Below are 19,021 nucleotides of genomic sequence, written 5' to 3' on the forward strand. Positions count from 1 at the left end.
ACTGAATAGGGATGGTTTACCCATCCCATTTATATTATCTTTCCACTGCTGTAACTTCCTTGGGAACCCCAGCGGTTAACACTTCATGACCTGTGGGTGTGACTAAAACATCATCTTCAATGCGAATACCAATACCCACCCAACGCGGATCGGTTTCTGGTTGGTCTTCTGGTAATTTGGTATCTGGGACTATATAAATTCCTGGTTCGACTGTTAGCACTTGACCAGGTTGTAAAATCTGGGGTTTATCTTCACCATACTGGTAGACACCCACATCATGGACATCTAAACCTAACCAATGACTGGTGCGGTGCATATAATAGGGTTTATACTTTTCTTCTTCTATTAACTTGTCAACTTCGCCCTTGAGAATACCAACTTCTACTAAACCTTGGGTAATTACACTCACAGCCGCATCATGAAGAGCGTTAAAAGTGTTACCCGGTTTGACTTGGGCGATCGCCTGTTTTTGGGCTTCTAAAACAATCTCATACAATATCTTTTGTTCTGGGGTGAACTTACCCCCTACGGGAAATGTCCTGGTAATGTCAGAGTTGTAATAACCATATGCACAACCAGCGTCAATCAGCAGCAATTCTTGATCCTGCATTTGCCGTTGATTTTCGATGTAATGCAATACACAAGCATTCACACCAGAAGCCACAATAGAAGGATAAGCTGGACCCATTGCGCCCCGCAACCTAAAAATATGTTCTATTTCCGCCTGGATTTCGTATTCATAACGTCCAGGGGATGTCAATTCTCTGGCGCGGTTATGTGCTTCTGCGGCGATCGCTGCTGCTTGGCGCATTAATTCTAATTCCGCCTCACTTTTTACTAATCTCATGGTGCTGAGAATAGTTCCGGTGTCCGAAATCCCTACAGGACCTGTACCACGTTTGGGATAGGTTCGCAGTAAACTTTGGTAGTTCTTAAGTATTATATCATTAAAAGTGCGATCGCGGCCGAAATGATAGTAAATGCGATCAGCTTTTTCCAAATACTGGGGTAATTTTTCCTCCAGTTCCCCTATAGGGTAAGCAGCATCTGCGCCATAAATTTCTTTAGCTCCATCCACCCCACAAACATAACCAGTCCAAACTTCCTTTTCTCTATCCTTCGGTTGCACAAACAATATAAAGCGATGTTCTGGGTGGTGTGGTGCTAACACTGCTACTGCTTGGGGTTCATTAAACCCCGTCAGATAGAAAAAATCACTATCTTGGCGATAAGTGTATTCTACATCATTGTGCATCACCGCCATGGGCGCACTGCGAAAAATCGCCGTACCATTACCAATTTTTGCCATTAATTCTTGGCGACGTTGCTGATATTCTGCTTGCATAGGTACTTAAATTTTGACTTCTAGTATTATTGTACACTTCTAAATCATCTAGATTGGGTCAGTTGCTCCTGATATCAATTATTTTAGCCAATATTGATTTCCATAGTCACTATCTGCATTTAATCAATTAAATATATATTTTCGATCATCAAGTTAGGGAATCAAAACACTATGGTTATATTGTCTGGAAAAAATGATAATTAAATCAAATTATCCTTGATTTCCTAGATATCTATAAAACCTGACATTTATAAAAAATAAATGTTTATCAATTAAATTATCAGCCAAAAATAATGTTTTTTAAATACAGAAATTCATCCAAAAAAAGAGATAAAAGTGGGATAACCACCAGTGATAAGAAAACAGTATGCCTACACAACCAAACCCCTCTGTATTTGACCAGACGATACAAAATTCATATGACCAATCCTTGGTAAAGTCAGCGCTATTAGTATCTAATGAGCCTGAATTAGATGCTAGTTTACCAAGAAGTAGTAGTTCATCACAAGTAAATTTTCTCCCATCACTTCCGAATCTATTTGGAGGAGCTAACCCCAACCCCAATCCTTACTTAACAAGTGCGGCCATTGTCCCTGATTTCAACGGCGATGGTAAAGCAGATAAGCTGTGGTTAAATACTCAAACAGGGGAAATCATCATTCGCCTCATGGAAGGTTCCAGAGTGCTGCAAGAGGCTTCTCTAGGTCAATTTGACTTATCATCTATGGGTTATGAAATCGCTGATTTCAATGGTGATGGCAAAACTGACTTCTTGTTGCGTAATCAAGTTACAGGGGAAAATCGCATTGTGCTAATGGATGGTACAAGAATTGCTAATACCATAGCACTAGATACCGTTGACCCAACTTGGAAGGCTCAAATTGGCGACTTTAATGGCGATCGCAAAACCGATATTTTCTGGCATAATACCGAAAACGGTCAAACTGCTATTTGGACAATGGATGGTATTAATGTTGTCGATGCCTCCATTATAGAAACCACAGATACATCATTTACCCCCACCGTTGTTGATTTCACTGGTAATGGTAGAAGTGATATCTTCTGGCGCAATAGCGAAACCGGTGAAAACAAACTTTGGTTGATGAATGGAACCAATAAAAATGAATTTGCTCTGGAATCAAAAGACTCATCTTGGGACTTTACCCTAGGGGATTTTAACGGTGACTTGAGAACTGATATCCTGTGGCGCAACAGTGAAACAGGAGAGAACAAGATTTGGACAATGAACGGTATCATAATTACCGAATCTAATTTAACAACATTAGACTCATCCTGGACATCATCCATTGGTGACTTTAATGGCGACGGTAAAACTGATATCTTCTGGCATAATCAGGTAACCGGTGAGAATACCGCCTGGATCATGGATGGCGGAGCAATCGCTTCTGAAGCCTTCCTACCCAACACCCAGCCTGGTTTAATGCTGTCATTAGGAGATTTTGATGGTAACGGTACAACTGATATCTACTGGCGCGATCCACAAACCGGTGTAGATAGAATTTGGTCTATGGATGGAACAATAGCAACTGAGTCTTTTGTTGCTGAAGAAGATAGATTTACACCAGAATGGTTAACTGCCTAAAAGTCATTTTTGGAAATTGGTAATCTGAAATTACAATAGAGGCAATTGATCAATTGCCTCTATTAACTGAGCAATGTTGTATTAATCAAAGTGTTAATTAAAACTTATAGGTTAAAACTTATAGGTTAAAACGCGTATCTCACTTTTTTCTGGCAGATTATTAGCAGTAATATTAGTTATATCACTATTACTACGACTTACAGTCATGCCTGCCATCAAACTCAGAAATTCATCCACCGGGGAAATATCACATACATCATTAGCCGCTTGTGTACGGTAGTGAGTGGGAATTACCAATTTAGGATTTAACAACCCAGTCACCTGCTGGGCTTCTTGGGCATTATAAGCCTTATCACTACCCCCCACTGGAATGAACAACACATCAGGGCGACCCATCAAAATTCGTTGCTCAATCCCAATCGGCCCCGCAGCACCTCCTAAATGGAGAATCTTAATTCCCCCTTGTTCCCAACTCCAAGCGGTATTCATCCCAAATTGTCTACCACCTTTGCGATCATGGTCTATAGCAATTCCCTGTAACTGAATACCTTTAAACTCGTAAGCACCAGGAGCATATACTAGCTTGGGGGTTCCCGGTAGTCCATCTACCGCACCTTCATCTAGTAATTTACTGCTAATCATGACTAAATCCGCCTCGACTCGGGGCGGACGATACCCAGCTGTACAACCAGCTGTGCGGAATGGATTAACCAAAATCCTCACACCGCTACCAGTAAATAAAAAGCAAGTATGACCCAACCACTGAACTGATAAAGCCGGAGATTTTGCGTCAGCCTTGCGGCCTAAATTACTCAGCAGTGCTGTCACTAACCCCGTACCACCATAGCCCATCAACTCTCGTCGGTTCATAAATTACCCTGTCGGCTGTAATTGTTCCAGAAAGTTTCGTAATAACTGCTTTCCTGAAGATGTTAAAACACTCTCTGGATGAAACTGGACGCCCTGAATGTGAGGATAGTTCCGGTGTCTCACTCCCATAATAGTACCATCCTCAACCCAAGCGGTGACTTCTAACACCTCTGGGCAAGTGTCACGGTCAATCACTAAACTATGATATCTGGTGGCTACCATGGGATTTTCTAAACCCTGGAAAACACCCACTCCCGCGTGAGACACTTGGGAGGTTTTACCATGCATCAAATCCTTAGCTGAGACGATTTTACCACCGAATACTTGACCAATGCTTTGATGCCCTAAGCAAACACCCAAAATTGGTAAGTTGTGACCTAGCTGTTTAATCACATCTTGGGAGATGCCGGCGTTTTCTGGACGACCAGGACCCGGAGAAATTACTATTAGATTGGGATTTAATGCCCTAATTTCCTCCACTGTAATTTTGTCGTTGCGAAAAACTTGAATATCTGAGGCCACAGGAAACTCTGCTGCTAGTTCTCCGAGATACTGCACCAGATTATATGTAAAACTGTCATAATTATCAATGACTATAATCAAGGCCTATGACTCCTGGTTTTTATCTAGAAATTTGACAGAATTAAAATCACTAGAGGGGGTAGCAACAGGGTAGCCGCAACCACTAAAGCTACTAAGGCTGATATCAGTACAGCACCAGCGGCGCAATCTTTGGCAATTTTAGCTAACTCGTGATAGGTCTGCTTCACTGTTAAGTCTACCAGGGACTCAATAGCTGTATTAACTAATTCCAATGCTAATACTAAACCACTGGTTATACTAATGACGGCAATTTCTACCCCTTGCAGGTGCAGGAAAATGCTTAAGGCGATCGCCAAAGCACATACACTTAAGTGGATACGAAAGTTGCGTTGAGTGTGAAAGGTGTAGCTAATTCCAAGCCCAGGCGTATTTAAAGCTAATGAATAAATTAGAAGCAACTCGCCAGGACAGTTCCCGTTCCTTAGTAATCAGCGTTGGTAGGCAGTTTTGTGTTGATGGAGGGGAAACTTGTTGGGACATAAGCCTAAAAATAGAATGATAAAGTAATTACAGAAGAATCTCACTGATGTGACAATTTCCGATCAGGCAATCAACTTTGAGGCACTTTTCTACAGCAGTATTATAGACATTTCTTGACATAAATACAATTTAATACTCAATGTCAATATCAATACTAATTAACCTCAGTAATTCTACTTGCTGCTTGAGCATTTGCATCAACTGTTCTTCATCTGGATGATCCCAACCCAACAGATGTAATAGCCCATGGGCGGCTAACCAAGCTAATTCGGTTGGTAAACTGTGTCCCTGTTGTTGTGCTTGAAGTTGAGCCGTATTTACCGAAATAACAATATCACCTAGATACAAAGGTTCATCCTGCATTTCCGGATTTTGAGGAAAATCTACTTCCAATGTGGCAAAAGATAAAACGTCTGTTGGTTTATTTTGATGACGATATTCAGCATTCAATAACTGAATTTCCCTGTCATCTGTCAAACGCAGCCCGACTTCATAACCCGGTGCACGAGGAAGATCAGCTTGTAGACTTGACAACCAGCAACCAAACCAGTCTTGCCAAGTTTCCCTAGCAACTGGAATATACTTATACTCAAAATCTATAACTTCTCCTGAAGAGGATTGGTAAAACAAATCCTGCACATCTACTTCAACTTGCACCAGTTATCAACTCTCCTCCCGCATCCCGGGTTTTCATGTTGGTTAATTCTTACCGAGTTAGGTAAGCAAGACCCACGAACACAGCTAAAAGGCCTACAGTAGTAAGCGCAAAGTGTTTCATGGAAGTACCTCCCTTGCGCACCATGTTTCGCATGGCAAGTTTTACATAGCTAGGTTTGGGTTCTGTGGGCGAGTTGCTCATAATATTTTGACTACAACACTCTTTTATTTACCAATGTAACAGTTTACTGGGGAATTGACTCCCATTTTAACGATTTTGTCCCACAAAGCTGATCAGAGCGGGAGTCAGCAACAATCAATCAAACTCCCCCCTAAATCTTTGGTTAGATAGCAATGTTTTCTACCAGCTGGCTTTCTTGCCGTAGATAAGCTTGAATAAACAAATCAAGCTCGCCATTCATTACATCACCTACCGCTGTTGTTTCCACATTGGTACGCAAATCCTTGACCATTTGGTAAGGGTGGAAAACATAATTGCGAATTTGGTTACCCCAAGAAGCTTCCACCATATCGCCGCGAATTTCAGCCACCTCTTGGGCTTTTTGCTCTCTAGCAATCACCAGCAGTTTAGCCTTCAGGCGCGCCAGGGCTTTCTCTTTGTTTTGCAACTGAGAGCGTTCTTCAGTACAACGTACTGCAATACCAGTGGGTAAGTGAACAATCCGTACTGCTGTTTCTACTTTGTTGACATTCTGCCCACCTTTACCGCCAGCCCTAGATGTAGTGACTTCTAAATCCTTGTCTGGAATGTCCAGTTGTACAGAGTTATCTAACTGTGGCATCACTTCTACCCCAGCAAAACTGGTTTGTCGCTTGCCGTTAGCATTAAAAGGTGAAATGCGTACTAAGCGATGGGTGCCTGTTTCCGATCGCAAATAACCATAAGCATAGCGGCCAGTAATTTCCAGGGTTGCTGATTTTATACCCGCTTCATCACCCTCTGATTCTTCGGCTAAAGTCACCTTGTAGCCGTGAGCTTCCGCCCACCGGGTATACATTCGCATCAGCATAAAAGCCCAGTCTTGGGCATCTGTACCACCAGCACCAGCATTAATTGTCAATACTGCCCCCTCAGCATCATAAGGACCAGCAAGCAGCTGTTGTAATTCCCACTGGTCTAGTTCACGATTGAGCTGAGTAACTGTAGATTCTGCTTCTTCTAATAGTGCCGCATCGGTTTCTAGTTCCAACAACTCTACCACAGCCTTGGTATCTTCCAGACTGGCTCGCCAGTGATGATATTGTTCCAAGTGGTCTTTGAGGTCGTTAAGTTCTTGCAGTGTTTTTTGAGCTTCTGTCTGCTCGTTCCAGAATTCTGGCTGCGCTGCAATTTGTTCTAAATCTTGTATTTTGGCATTTAGCGCGGGTATGTCAAAGATAGTCCTGGGCTTTACCCAGACGACCGGACAATGTTTCGATTTCGCGTTTTAGTTCTAGTACTTCCATAGAGCTTGCTAAATTGGGGAGCGCTTTTGGTGGATATTGTTAAGTCGATTTACTTTTGATTGTAGCTGTAATTGGGCGACTTCTCTTGTAGTCTATGCAGTAGTGTTATCTCCTCAACCCAATTACTCGTTCTAGGTCAGCTGCTGTAAAGTTGGCTCCGGTAACATCTGCATTAGTGAAATTGGCTCCTTCTAAATCCGCACCTAGAAAATTTGCCCCTCTGAGATTTGCCCCAGTGAAATTCACTTCCTCTAGGTCTGCTGCCATCAAGTTAGCTCCACTGAGATTAGCATTACTCAAATTGGCTTTTGCCAAATCGGCACGCAATAAATTAGCATTACTCAGGTTAGCACCCCTTAAGTCTGCCCTCTCTAAATCACAACCCGGACATTGACGATTTGACAGCAACTGATTAATTGCACCACTGCTAGTTATGTTTTGCTCTACTGGTTGAGCGATCACATTGGGGTTAGTACCCGTCTGCTCGGAGCTAAATTCATTGGGGTTAATTGCTTGAATCTCCTTTGGTTGGGCACATCCGATAAGTGTCCCAGAAATTAGCAGGGCAATCGTACTTGCCACTTTGTGGAGTTCTAACATCAAAATCATCCTCTCAGAAAATGTCATTAAAAATAATTTATCAGCCCCTCCCACAGGGGGGAAGGGGCAGTGGATTGTGCTTAATCCCTACTATTCAAGGCAATTAGTAACCGTAAGATAAACACAAACAAGTTGATGTAGGTGAGGTACATGGACAAAGCCGCCGGTAAATATTCGTCATCCCTATAAGTACGGGGCAAGATGTAGAAGTCAACCACCGATACCCCAACAAATAGAAATACCCCCAAACCAGAGATACCGATTTCTAACCAACTGGGGGTGTAAACACCAAACATCGCCAATACAAATTGGGTCAAGACCACAACTACCAAGGCAATAACGCCTAACCTGATAGTTTTGGTTAAAGCCATGCCATCATTTTCGGAGAGATTGGAACCAATTTGACGAGCAACAATAAAGGTGACACCACAACCTAGGGCTGCCAAGCCCACACCTTGAATACCTACCCCTTGGGTTTGCAAGGCCAGGAAGACTAAACCACTCAGGGTATACCCAGACAACAACCCGTAGGTTGCTAATAGAGGTAATGCTACACTCTTGTTGCCTTTTTCAGCAACATTACGGGCGACAAAAAATAAAATTAACTCCACAATCATCGCACCGATGAAGGTGGGGAAGAATATAGCCGGATTGGTACGGATAACGCCCAAACCACCATAGGTTCCCAAGGCGGTTAGCACCAGACCACCACCAACATAGGGTAGGGCATTGGCAATGACATTGGGGCCAATGAGCGACTGAGTTCTAGCCTCGCGAATAGCGTCACGAAAGTTGCTGGTATTGCTCATAAGTCGATTTTGGAGAGATAAACATTCGCTTTACCTCCATTTATACCAACATTTCCTATTAATAGCTAGGTAGCCTGGTGATAGTGCTAATTATCGGGATTTTATATCGGCGATCGCACCTTTAGTCATGGCAGCAATGGTTTTATCACTAGCTTTAGGCAAATGATAATACTTACCTCCCGCTGTTTGTGCTAATTCTTTAGCAAAACCCGTGGACACAAACTTACTCTCGGTATCAATTACCAATAGCTGCATTCCTCCGGCGCGAATCCTCCCAGCAATATCTAATAGTTCTGCTTTAATGTCTGGCTTTTCTCCTGGTTCTAATGGTTCACCTAGAGAACGTGCTAGAGGAATATTACCCCGCCCATCCGTAATTGCCACAATCACCACTTGCCCTACATCTCCACTCATTTCTGAATTGACACCCACCCTTACCGCTTGAGTTAAACCATGTGCTAAGGGTGAACCACCACCACAAGGTAATCTTTCTAGGCGGTTACGTGCCAGAGCTATAGAACGGGTAGGAGGTAACAATACTTCTGCTTGTTCTCCCCGGAAAGGAATCAATGCTACTTGGTCACGGTTTTGATAAGCCTCCGTTAACAGTTGCATCACCGCCCCTTTAGCTGATTGCATCCGGTTGAGAGCCATGGAACCCGAAGCATCCACTACAAATACTATCAAGGCTCCCGCTTTGCGTACCAAGCGCTTGGCACGGATATCGCTTTGCTCCACAATAACTCTTTTACCCGGGTGTCTTGCCCTTCTGGCTTTTTGATAGGGTGCAGCCGCCCTAAGTGTAGCATCTACGGCAATGCGGCGCACTTTCCCTTTGGGTAACATGGGCTTAATATAGCGTCCCCTGTCTTCGGAAAAAATCATACTGCGACTGCCAGATTTACCCTGACGCTTGGCCATTTGGGCAAAATAAAGCACGCTGTCATCCAGAATTACCCCTTCTGGGTCAAAAATAAATTCCTCTGGAACATCAGGGGGTTCTTGTTCCTGTTCTTGTTCTTGTTCCTGTTCTTCCTGTTCTTCCTGTTCTTGTTCTTCCTCGTCCTGTTGGTCCTCTTCTTGTTGATTTTGAGGGGGTGGGGGTGGTGGTGGTGGTTGGTCTGGTGGTGGGGTTTGGACAATTGTTGAACGTGGTACAATGACAAACTCCACGGCCCGGCGTAAATCTTCGGCGTTGACTGTTGTCCTTCCTTCTAAAGCCGCAGCAGCTTTAGCTACACGCACGGCGAATAATTCCGCCCGATGTCCTTCCACTCCCCCGCGAATGGCTTCATTGACTAAATAGGTAATTTGTTCTGAGGTAATGGTTACTTCTTTCAACCATTCCCGCGCTAGGATAATTTGGGTTTTTAATCCGTCTAAATCTTCGGCGTATTGCTCCAGAAATGCTTGGGGAGATTTAGCATAGGCGATCGCTTGCTCCACAGCTGTTACTCTTTGATCTAGTCCCAGGACACCATCAGCAGAAAGAGCGATGGCAATTCTATCTAGTAAATGCTCCCGTAATCCTCCTTCTTCTGGGTTATAGGTGGCTATAAATAAGGATTTGCAAGGATGCTGAAAACTAATTCCTTCCCGCTCAATTTGGTTACGTCCCTCGGATAAGACTGTGAGCAGCTGATTTGATATTTGGTCATCTAATAAATTCAACTCATCCACATACAGCACCCCTCGGTTAGCTGTGGCGAGTAACCCCGGCTGAAAAATTGTATCACCCTGCTTTACAGACTGTTCTACATCTACAGAACCTAATAATCTGTCTTCTGTGACTCCCAAGGGAATTTGCACAAATGGCGCCGGAATAATTTCCGTGGGTACTTCTGTAATATCTTGATCTGCGTACTCTGCTAACAGATCATCATCCCAGTCTTCTGGGCGGTTGGGATCGCAGTTACTCATCGAGCCTTTCACAACTTCGATGGGTGGTAGTAAGGCGTGGATAGCACGCGCCATTACTGATTTTGCCGTACCGCGACGGCCGGCGATCGCCACTCCTCCTAAACCAGGATCAACTGCTGCTAACAGCAAGGCTAATTTAATTGCTTCTTGACCGACTACAGCTGTCAAGGGGAAGGCTGTGATTGTAGGGTTGATAGTAGGCGCGGGCATGGTTGGCACAATAGCTAGTCTCGGCTTTTAGCATAGCAATTTTTGGCACCTTCAACATCGCACGTGCTTTCTTGTCCATTGTGACTATAGTAATTTTACTTATTTTTATCGTTGCCCTGGCAATAAATCTCAAACCTTGGAGAGCATTCTATGATCTTCATATAGAGTTGTACTGATTTCATTAATAATGACTCTGAACATGGGGTTCTGCGATTACTAAATATAATGGCAATAGTCTCAAATTCTATCATAAAGTATCAATTTATCGACTATTTTTATGGTTAAAAGTATATCCTTATACGAAGTTTTATTACATATTATCCAGTCTAGTACCCAACATTCCATTGGTAGTAGGGATGCTTCCTTTGCTTAAACAATATCTTGTCACAGTGGGATTAGTCAGCCCAGAAGTTCTTCTTACAAATTTTGATGGACAGTTTCCCCCGGAAGTGCTCCCAATGTTTTACGCCATGATGTTTGGTGCAACGTTAGGAGGGAATGGTACTTTAATAGGAGCATCTGCTAACATAGTAGCCGCAGGTATTTCTGAGCAACACGGTCGTCCGATTTCTTTTAAAACTTTTCTTCATTATGGTCTCCCAATTACGATTGTACAACTTGTGGCGTTAGCGTTATATGTAATGGTTCGTTTTCTTTTGTGATCATAGGGGTATTGTGCGCGTTTCCGGTAGAGTTCCATGGGTGAGCAAGTTATCAAAAAGGCGGTTACCAGTTTGGGTACCGCCTTTTTAATTTTGATTTGTATTATTGAAGAGTTAAGAACGTCAATGTTTATTTGGGAATTAGTAACTACTCTCGACTTAGTCCTAGGATTTTCAAGACGAATATCTCATAATGTGGAGTACGTCCCGTAAAACGCTGTATCCAGCTAAATCCCAAATTAGGTAAGCCAGAAAGCCAATCATTGCCAAGCGGCCATTCCATAGTTCTGCTTGAGGGTTCCAACCAAAAAGAAAAGCGTTGCGGTCAACACCGTTATAAGCTGTAGCTACTGGTGGTAAATCTGTAGAACGACGTGGTTCTTTAGTTTCCATGTTTTTACTCCCAAATCCAACTAAATTGTTAATTTTTTCATGGTTAACGACCAACCAGATGTAGTACATCCCGTAGAACACTATATCCCGCTACATCCCAAGCTAAATAGGCCAGAAAGCCAATCATTGCAAAGCGACCATTCCAGATTTCGGCTTGAGGAGTCCAGCCAAATAGAAATGCATTCCTATCTCTGCCATTGTATTCCACCGCCACCGGTGGTAGATTTGTGGAAGAACGCGTCTCTCGAGTTTCCATTTTTCTTATCCAAAATTATTTATTGCTTAACCTTAATTTAGCTGTTTATCAGTAAGTTGCTTTCCCTCTGTAGGTACAAACTACACACACCTCTTGCGGAGGATTATCAGAAAGTTATAATTCTGGGCATATCCACCTTGAGGGGGTGATGAAAATCCTCAGCATAAATAAATGTAAATTAATAAATGTAAATTAATAATTTCTCAAGCATAATAATTCAGTATTTATAATTGATTTATACATCAAACTCTTGCCAGGTATGGCTGCCAGGTAGAAATCCTAATTGTCATCATAAAAAGCTAATTTTCTGGGTAATTTCAGCCAATAAATTACCAAAATTCAACTCTGAAATCATAGCATTTTTCAGGCTATATTTTCATATTATGCCTTGTAGCTTCAGAAAAATCTTAAAAGTTAAATCATCAAACTTACACCTAGGTATAGATAGATTTTTATAACTTGAGAGAGATGCATAAAATGGCTAAATTCCACGATCCTAAAAGTGGAAAAAAATCAGTATTGCCATAGATACACCCAAGAAATAGATGTTTAATTCCTGCTCATGAAATTCCTCATCCTCCCGACATTGCAATTTATAAGAAGGAAATATAATGTTTCAATTTACAGAAAACATCCTGGAGGTTTACAAGCCACTATTATGGGTAGCACAGACTCCCGTAGTTCCCACTGCTATCACCCCAGCCCAAGCATCAGTGATCAATTCGGGTCCGCGCTTTTTTGTCGCTTTAATCTCCGGTGTGATCCTAGCTTTTGCCTTCCAATTACTGTTAACTAACCTCTCCGTCGCCGCTGGTATTTCCTACTTGGGGCGGCCATCTGACTCAGATGCACTGGCTGGGGAAGTGGGAAGTTTCGGTGGTAGCATTCGCAAAATTGGTACAGCATTGGGGTTATGGACATTAGTTACTGTTACCATCGCTTTATTAATCGCTTGCTTCCTCGCGGTTAAATTAAGTTTACTGGTATTAGATGCCAGGCTGGGCGCAATTCTGGGATTAGTTATTTGGGGAGCATACTTTTTGCTGCTGGTGTGGGTAAGTTCGACCACTGTGGGTTCCTTAGTTGGTTCGGTCGTCAATTCAGCAACTTCAGGTTTTCAGGCGATTATGGGGACTGCTTCGGCTGCATTGGGTGCAAAGGCGGTGAATCAACAAGTCGTAGCAACAGCCGAAGCTGCTGCTGCTGCTGTGGGTCGGGAATTAGGGAATGCTGTTGACCCCCTTAGTATTCGGGAAAATATAGAAGATTACCTAGAACAGATCCGCCCCCCAGAATGGGATATATCCCACATTCGCAGGGATTTTGAAAATTTACTCAAAGATCCACAATTGCAAGCCATCGCATCCAGTCCAGACCTCCGGAACATTGACCGCCAAAGGTTTAGGGATTTAGTCAGCAGTCGTACCGACTTTTCTCCCAGAGAGGTTAAACGGATCAGTGATACACTATACAAAGTTTGGCAGCAGGTAGTTAGTCAGCAAAAACCCATCCAAGACAATTTAGCTGAGTTAGTTAACTATTTGCAGTCACTCCCCCCGGGACAAGGGAAGACAGATGAGATCAACGCCAAATTAGATCGGTTAATAGCAGAAATCCGGACTGCTCAGGAAACAGCATCAAGAACAGAAAAACCAGGTTGGATGCAACAAACTTTACAACAAATAATCACTGCACTGACTGGTATTGTGTTGGGAAGGGCAGATTTATCAGATATAGATGTAGAAAGAATTTGGCGATCGCTCACCACTGCTAAGGAGAAACTCACTGCACAAGCTGATCAACTGGGGTTGCCCATACCATCAGAACCCTATAGTCCCATTAGAGCTGATGTGGAAAACTACCTACTAAATACCTATGCTTGGCAATTCAGTCCTGAGAGAATTGCTGAAGAATTTCGTCATGTCATCTATGACCCAGAGGCAGACCCTGGTATAGTCAAAAGGGAACTAGAGAGACTTTCTCGCCAGGATTTTGCCCGTACTCTCCAGGAACGGGGGATACTCACCCAAGAACAAATCCAGGGTATTACTGACCAGCTAGAAACTGTCCGCCAACAGGTATTAGTTATAGTCAGGGATGCGGAAGAAAGGGAGATTACACAAGACCTACAACGCCGAATAGAAAGTTACTTACTTGTTACCAATAAAGCAGAATTAACTCCACAAGGACTTGAGCAGCACTTTAAACCATTATTAGCAGATCCACAGGTAGATTACGAAACTCTCTCGCTACGACTCTCAGAATTAGACCGCCAAGAAATGCGGGAGATATTGCTAGCACGAAATGATATTCCCACAGAAGAAGTCAACCCGATTCTCAATGAATTAGAAAATCAGCGCCATCAGGTCTTGGTACAATCTCAAGGGTTGGCGGAACAAGCCAAACATCACGCGGAAACTTTATGGTTAAATTTAGAATCGTATCTGCGTAATACTAGCAAAGCGGAGTTAAACCCTGATGGGATTCGCGCTGATGTGCAAAAGCTGCTAGAAGACCCCCAGTCGGGAATCATTGCTATGGGGGCGCGATTAGCTCGCTTTGACCGAGATACCTTAGTTAGCTTACTCAGTCAGCGCCAAGATTTGAGTCCACAGCAAGTTAATCAAATTATTGACACTGTAGAAGAGTCCTGGCACAATATCCGCCATACACCTCAAGCTTGGAAGGAACAGTACGACTCAGTAATAGCTACTATCGCTGATTATTTACGTCATACTGGTAAAGAAGAATTAAACCCTGAAGGCATTCAACGCGATTTTAACAGACTATTTTACAACCCTAGAGAGGGAGTTGTAGCCTTGCGCCGGCGTTTGTCTCAGGTAGACCGGGATACTTTAGTTCAGTTACTCAGTCAACGGCCAGACCTGAGTGCAGAACAAGTCAATGAAGTGATTAATTCTGTGCAAACTTCCATTCGTAATATTGTACGCGCGCCCCGTCGTCTGGCTACCCGCACCCAGCAAAGAATGACAACATTTCAAGCTTATCTGTCAGAGTATTTGCGGCAAACTGGTAAGGAGGAACTTAACCCAGAAGCTATTAAGCGTGACCTACAATTATTATTGCATGATCCGGGAGTGGGAATGGAAACCCTGGGCGATCGCCTGGCTCATTTTGACCGTTCCACAGTCATGGCTTTGCTAAAAATTCGGGAAGATATGACTGATGAAGAAGCAGCCAGAATTGCTGATCATATCGTCTCCGTGCGGGATCAATTTGTAGAACAAGTACATGGTATTCAAAGGGGGATTCAAGATGTGATAGAAGGGATTTTTGCCCGGCTCCGTAACTATCTCAATTCCTTAGAGCGCCCAGAATTGAATTATGATGGCATCAAGCGCGATATCCGCAGGTTATTTGATGATCCACCGGCTGGGTTTGAAGCGTTACGCCGTCGCCTGTCTGCTTGTGACCGGGACACCTTGGTGGCGATTATAAGTTCCCGTGAGGATATTTCTGAAGCTGATGCCAACGCCATTATTCACCAGATTGAGCGGGTACGCAACACCGTACTGCAACGTGCTGAAAGGCTACAGCAGGAAAGCCAACGCCGTCTAGAAGAGTTAAAATATCAAGCACAAAGACAAGCAGAAGAAACCCGCAAAGCCGCTGCTACAGCTTCTTGGTGGTTATTTGCTACGGCATTTGTATCAGCTGTATTTGCTGCATTAGGAGGAGCGATCGCTGTGGTTATAATTTAGGTTAAGGGATTATTCGCCACTTGCTTCTCCCCATTGATTAATGGCAGAAAATATTGACGAGTAGTCGTCATTAGCAAATGACATTTTCATCGCCGTTTGCAAAATTTGCCGCACAGATTCAATACTGGCGAGATCCAAACCCAGTGATTTTGCTGCTGAGATAAACAAATCTGTATCTTTGAGCAGGTGTTTTGTGGGGAAATTGGGATTGGTATAATCGCCGTCTAGCATCCGTCTGAGTTTCTTGTCAAAAGTAGGCGCATAAAGTGAACTTTCGCGCAGGATTTGCATAAATAAATCTATGTCAATACCTTGACGCTCGACAAACGCCAGACTCAGAGCAAAGCCAGTGGTTAGGGAAGCAATGAGTTGATTTAGTGCTAACTTCAACCCAGCAGCGGAGCCTACGGGACCGACAAATACAGGATCTGAACCAAAGTTTTGCAGTAACTTTAAATCCCGTTGATATTGTCTTTGTTCTGCACCTACCATGACAATCAGCTTACCAGCTTTTGCTTCTGGAATACTACCTAATACTGGAGCTTCTATATACTCGCCACCGCCACCAATGACCGCATCTCTGATTTCTTGGCTTTCTATGGGGGTAATAGTCCCCATCTGAATCACAGTCCGCCCTTCTAGAGTGCGCCAAGCAGTATCTGAAAGCAAAACATGATAAATTGCTGCGGCATTAGTCAACATGAGAATAATGTAATCAGCAGCACGAATTGCTTGACGAGGATGTGTTACAATTTCCGCACCAGCTGCCTGTAGTGGAGCTAATTTTTCTGGGGTGCGGTTGTAGGCCACTAGCTCTATGTTGGCTGCTAACAACCGTTGAGCCATCGGTAATCCCATAAGTCCAGTTCCCAGAAATGCCACCTTCATTTTTTACTTTCCTTTGGTACAGCTTGGGTGTAGCCAGTCCTAAATATCGCGTTTCCATGGTCTGATTGTAAGATTGTTGAACAGTTATCACTGTCCAGAAATAACTGTTCCCTAATGAGTGAAGAACAATCAGCCCCCAGCCGCAAAGGTGACCATTATAATCACCGACAGCAAGATGCCTGGGCTAAGTAGTGTTATCAATAACAAGAGTTCATGAGCGGTCATAATTAATACTTTCCTGTTACCTGGGTCTGCACAGTAGTCAATTTTATGCTAATCTATATCAGGACAAGATCGCATTCTTAAAGAGAGTCTTAACTTTCCTCTATTTTACTCCGGCACAGTTAACCCTGTGAGTGGCTGACCTATTTCTGTAGGCTGGAGTCCTTTGCTTTGAATTAAAACTCCAAAGCTACCTAGCCCTGATGGGTCTATGAGCTGGTGTAATGCTTCGCGCCTTTGCAATAGTTGTGAGAGGGGAATTTCTTGATGAGAAATAGCAGCAATGCGCTGGCCTAAACCCAAGGACATTAAAAATAAACCCTGCTGGATAAATCCTATTTTCTCTAAACCAAAGCGATCGCCCCATCGTTCCAAAGCAGTAAAATCAACATGAGCGGTAATATCTTGCTGACCAATGTTGATATAGGGGTTGTTGTGGTGGCGATGGTTGTAATAACATTGTAAGGTTCCTTGCGATCGCCGGGAATGATAATAACGATGAGCGGGGTAGCCATAATCAATTGTTAACACATACCCGCGATGCAAGCGGTCGGCTACTATACCTAACCACTCACCAGCAGCCAAATTAATTTCACTACGATAACCATCCTCATAACTAGGATGAGTCAAATCAATTTCTATCAAGTTTAAGTATTCTTGCAGTAGGGGTGTAGAAACTTCGCCAGTCACCTCTATAAACCAAGTTTCAGACTTATCTTTGTGGGTAGTGACATAAATTTCTCGCATTTCCCCAGCTTCTAAAATAAACTGATGTACTGGCAAAGCATCCACCAATTCATTAGAAAAAAAGCAACCAGTTATCGAGTCAGTGGGGATATCTTCTAAATTACACCAACGAACAGGAAAGTTTTGTAACCGTTCCTGTTGTTCTTGCTGAAATCCTGGGGACTTCTCCACAATAATATACTTTAGCGCCTTAAAAAAGTCTGGATAATGTAGCTGAGAGTAGCTCAGGATATGCATAACCCAACAGTCCTTGACCTGCTCCCATTTCTACCAAAGAAAAAGGCTCAGGACGCCCTAAAACTTCCCACATCTGGCGAAATTGTTCCGCCAATAGCTCCCCAAAGTCACTACCCAGACTAGGAGAGGTGAAAAAATCACTACCCCCAAATCCAATTTTCACAGCGTGACTGGAGTAGTAACCGTGTTCGGGGTGATATAAAGCCATATCCATGTATTCAGCGAAAGTAATTCGCCCTTGGGGACTGGTAGTAATACGATGAGCTATGGTTGTACACAATGCTGGGTTAGAGGTCATAGACAAAATATGATCATGATACGACAACCGCCAAGGAGGTTAGGACAAAAACAGATAATGAAATGATGCTATAGTAATCATCATCCCAGCAGTCAAAAATACTTAGTATCCCTCAAAAATATTAGTGAAACGTGACTCGATTTATTACCAAATTTTCAAGCGCAGTCCGGGGTTAATTTTTGAACTAATTAATCAGTCTCCGCAACAAGCAGATAAATATCGATTTGAGTCAGTGGAGGTGAAAGAAACAACATTTCGCATTGATGGGGTGTTTTTACCGCCAGAAGGCGCAAAACCAAGGATAATATTTTTCGCCGAGGTGCAATTTCAGAAAGATGAAGGTCTTTACCATCGTTTTTTTACCGAGTCACTGATGTATTTGAACCGGAATCAGTCTGAATATGACGACTGGTATGGTGTAGTGATCTTCCCCTCACGTAGTTTAGAACCAAGGGATACTAGAACCCATCGGACTTTATTAAATAGTGACCAGGTACAGCGAATTTATCTAGATGAGTTAGGATCTCCCAATACCCTGTCAATAGGTATTAATTTAATGCAGTTGGCGATCGCCTCAGAGGAGAGAATGGCCACACAAGCAAAACAACTACTAGAGAGGGTAGAATTAGAGATAAGCCAGACACTAGCGAAAACTGAAATCATAGATATTATTACCACAATTGCTGTTTACAAGTTTTCTGCATTGAGTAGAGAGGAAGTGGAAGCGATGCTAGGACTGACATTAGAACAAACCAGAGTTTATCAAGAAGCTAAAGCAGAAGGTCGCGAAGAGGGTCGCGAAGAGGGTCGCGAAGAGGGTCGCGAAGAAGGTCGCGAAGAAGGTCGCGAACAAAGGGAAGCTGAAATACTCAAAGTTACAGTTCCCCTACTATTAAAGACAGGTATGAGTGTAGAACAGATTGCCCAAGAACTCAATGTTAAAGTAGAAGCTGTCCGCCTTGCTGTACAGGATCAGACAGTGTGATTGAGATTAACTGATGTCTGTCTTGATATTGATTAATATACTTAGCA

The 19,021-nt window shown here is 43.1% G+C and carries 15 protein-coding genes and 3 pseudogenes; 4 read left to right on the forward strand and 14 right to left on the reverse strand.

What is annotated here, in order from left to right; translation table 11 throughout:
* Positions 1-34: 34 nt before the first annotated feature.
* The gene (locus AC6IZ0_RS14440) at positions 35-1,345 is read right to left on the reverse strand and encodes an aminopeptidase P N-terminal domain-containing protein (protein ID WP_497723551.1); all 1,311 of its coding nucleotides are present in this window, start codon (positions 1,343-1,345) and stop codon (positions 35-37) included.
* 367 nt (positions 1,346-1,712) lie between these two features.
* Here AC6IZ0_RS14440 and AC6IZ0_RS14445 point away from each other — a divergent pair, with 367 nt between their 5' ends.
* Positions 1,713-2,948 (forward strand): FG-GAP repeat domain-containing protein, encoded by a 1,236-nt coding sequence (locus tag AC6IZ0_RS14445; protein WP_497723554.1) that lies wholly within the window; start codon positions 1,713-1,715, stop codon positions 2,946-2,948.
* Between the two features lie 111 nt (positions 2,949-3,059).
* Here the strand turns inward: AC6IZ0_RS14445 and AC6IZ0_RS14450 are convergent, their stop codons facing one another.
* From AC6IZ0_RS14450 to bchD, 9 genes and pseudogenes are all read right to left on the reverse strand, one after another.
* A complete protein-coding gene (locus AC6IZ0_RS14450; RefSeq protein ID WP_497723556.1) occupies positions 3,060-3,818 on the reverse strand; it encodes an MBL fold metallo-hydrolase in 759 nt (252 codons plus the stop codon).
* A gap of 3 nt (positions 3,819-3,821) precedes the next feature.
* Positions 3,822-4,421 (reverse strand): anthranilate synthase component II, encoded by a 600-nt coding sequence (locus AC6IZ0_RS14455; RefSeq protein ID WP_271731411.1) that lies wholly within the window; start codon positions 4,419-4,421, stop codon positions 3,822-3,824.
* Positions 4,422-4,444: 23 nt separating this feature from the next.
* A pseudogene (locus AC6IZ0_RS14460) lies at positions 4,445-4,901 on the reverse strand (diacylglycerol kinase family protein).
* Between the two features lie 129 nt (positions 4,902-5,030).
* Entirely contained in the window at positions 5,031-5,558 is a 528-nt protein-coding gene (gene ybeY, locus AC6IZ0_RS14465; protein WP_271731406.1) for an rRNA maturation RNase YbeY, read from the reverse strand.
* A 49-nt stretch (positions 5,559-5,607) separates the two neighbouring features.
* Positions 5,608-5,760, reverse strand: coding sequence for a DUF3285 domain-containing protein (locus AC6IZ0_RS14470; protein WP_271731405.1), 153 nt, complete (start codon positions 5,758-5,760; stop codon positions 5,608-5,610).
* A gap of 142 nt (positions 5,761-5,902) precedes the next feature.
* Positions 5,903-7,025 (reverse strand): peptide chain release factor 2 gene (gene prfB / locus AC6IZ0_RS14475; protein WP_271731404.1). Its coding sequence is split into 2 segments (ribosomal slippage): positions 5,903-6,952 and positions 6,954-7,025, totalling 1,122 coding nucleotides; the frame shifts between segments, so codons are not numbered across the junction.
* Between the two features lie 105 nt (positions 7,026-7,130).
* Positions 7,131-7,625, reverse strand: a complete 495-nt coding sequence (locus tag AC6IZ0_RS14480; RefSeq protein ID WP_497723559.1) for a pentapeptide repeat-containing protein — start codon at positions 7,623-7,625, stop codon at positions 7,131-7,133.
* 80 nt (positions 7,626-7,705) lie between these two features.
* Positions 7,706-8,434 (reverse strand): Bax inhibitor-1/YccA family protein, encoded by a 729-nt coding sequence (locus AC6IZ0_RS14485; RefSeq protein WP_497723560.1) that lies wholly within the window; start codon positions 8,432-8,434, stop codon positions 7,706-7,708.
* A gap of 90 nt (positions 8,435-8,524) precedes the next feature.
* On the reverse strand, positions 8,525-10,564 hold the full coding sequence (bchD, locus tag AC6IZ0_RS14490; protein ID WP_497723561.1) for a magnesium chelatase ATPase subunit D: 2,040 nt from the start codon (positions 10,562-10,564) through the stop codon (positions 8,525-8,527).
* 314 nt (positions 10,565-10,878) lie between these two features.
* On the opposite strand from bchD, the pseudogene AC6IZ0_RS14495 reads away from it, so the two are divergent.
* Positions 10,879-11,226, forward strand: a pseudogene (locus AC6IZ0_RS14495) (transporter); the annotation flags it as partial.
* Positions 11,227-11,400: 174 nt separating this feature from the next.
* On the opposite strand, the gene AC6IZ0_RS14500 reads toward AC6IZ0_RS14495, so the two are convergent.
* Both AC6IZ0_RS14500 and AC6IZ0_RS14505 read right to left on the reverse strand, forming a co-directional pair.
* The gene (locus tag AC6IZ0_RS14500; RefSeq protein ID WP_271731399.1) at positions 11,401-11,619 is read right to left on the reverse strand and encodes a chlorophyll a/b-binding protein; all 219 of its coding nucleotides are present in this window, start codon (positions 11,617-11,619) and stop codon (positions 11,401-11,403) included.
* Positions 11,620-11,662: 43 nt separating this feature from the next.
* Complete coding sequence (locus tag AC6IZ0_RS14505) at positions 11,663-11,875, reverse strand: chlorophyll a-b binding domain-containing protein (protein WP_271731397.1); 213 nt, start codon at positions 11,873-11,875, stop codon at positions 11,663-11,665.
* Positions 11,876-12,486: 611 nt separating this feature from the next.
* Here AC6IZ0_RS14505 and AC6IZ0_RS14510 point away from each other — a divergent pair.
* A complete protein-coding gene (locus AC6IZ0_RS14510; RefSeq protein WP_497723563.1) occupies positions 12,487-15,597 on the forward strand; it encodes an MFS transporter in 3,111 nt (1,036 codons plus the stop codon).
* 9 nt (positions 15,598-15,606) lie between these two features.
* On the opposite strand, the gene AC6IZ0_RS14515 is transcribed toward AC6IZ0_RS14510, so the two are convergent.
* Both AC6IZ0_RS14515 and AC6IZ0_RS14520 read right to left on the reverse strand, forming a co-directional pair.
* Entirely contained in the window at positions 15,607-16,485 is an 879-nt protein-coding gene (locus tag AC6IZ0_RS14515; protein ID WP_497723564.1) for an NAD(P)-dependent oxidoreductase, read from the reverse strand.
* A 330-nt stretch (positions 16,486-16,815) separates the two neighbouring features.
* A pseudogene (locus tag AC6IZ0_RS14520) lies at positions 16,816-17,989 on the reverse strand (class I SAM-dependent methyltransferase).
* 124 nt (positions 17,990-18,113) lie between these two features.
* Between AC6IZ0_RS14520 and AC6IZ0_RS14525 the strand changes: the two are divergent.
* A complete protein-coding gene (locus AC6IZ0_RS14525; protein ID WP_497723566.1) occupies positions 18,114-18,974 on the forward strand; it encodes an Rpn family recombination-promoting nuclease/putative transposase in 861 nt (286 codons plus the stop codon).
* Positions 18,975-19,021: the final 47 nt, after the last annotated feature.

Source organism: Anabaenopsis sp. NIES-4685 (assembly GCF_059725405.1).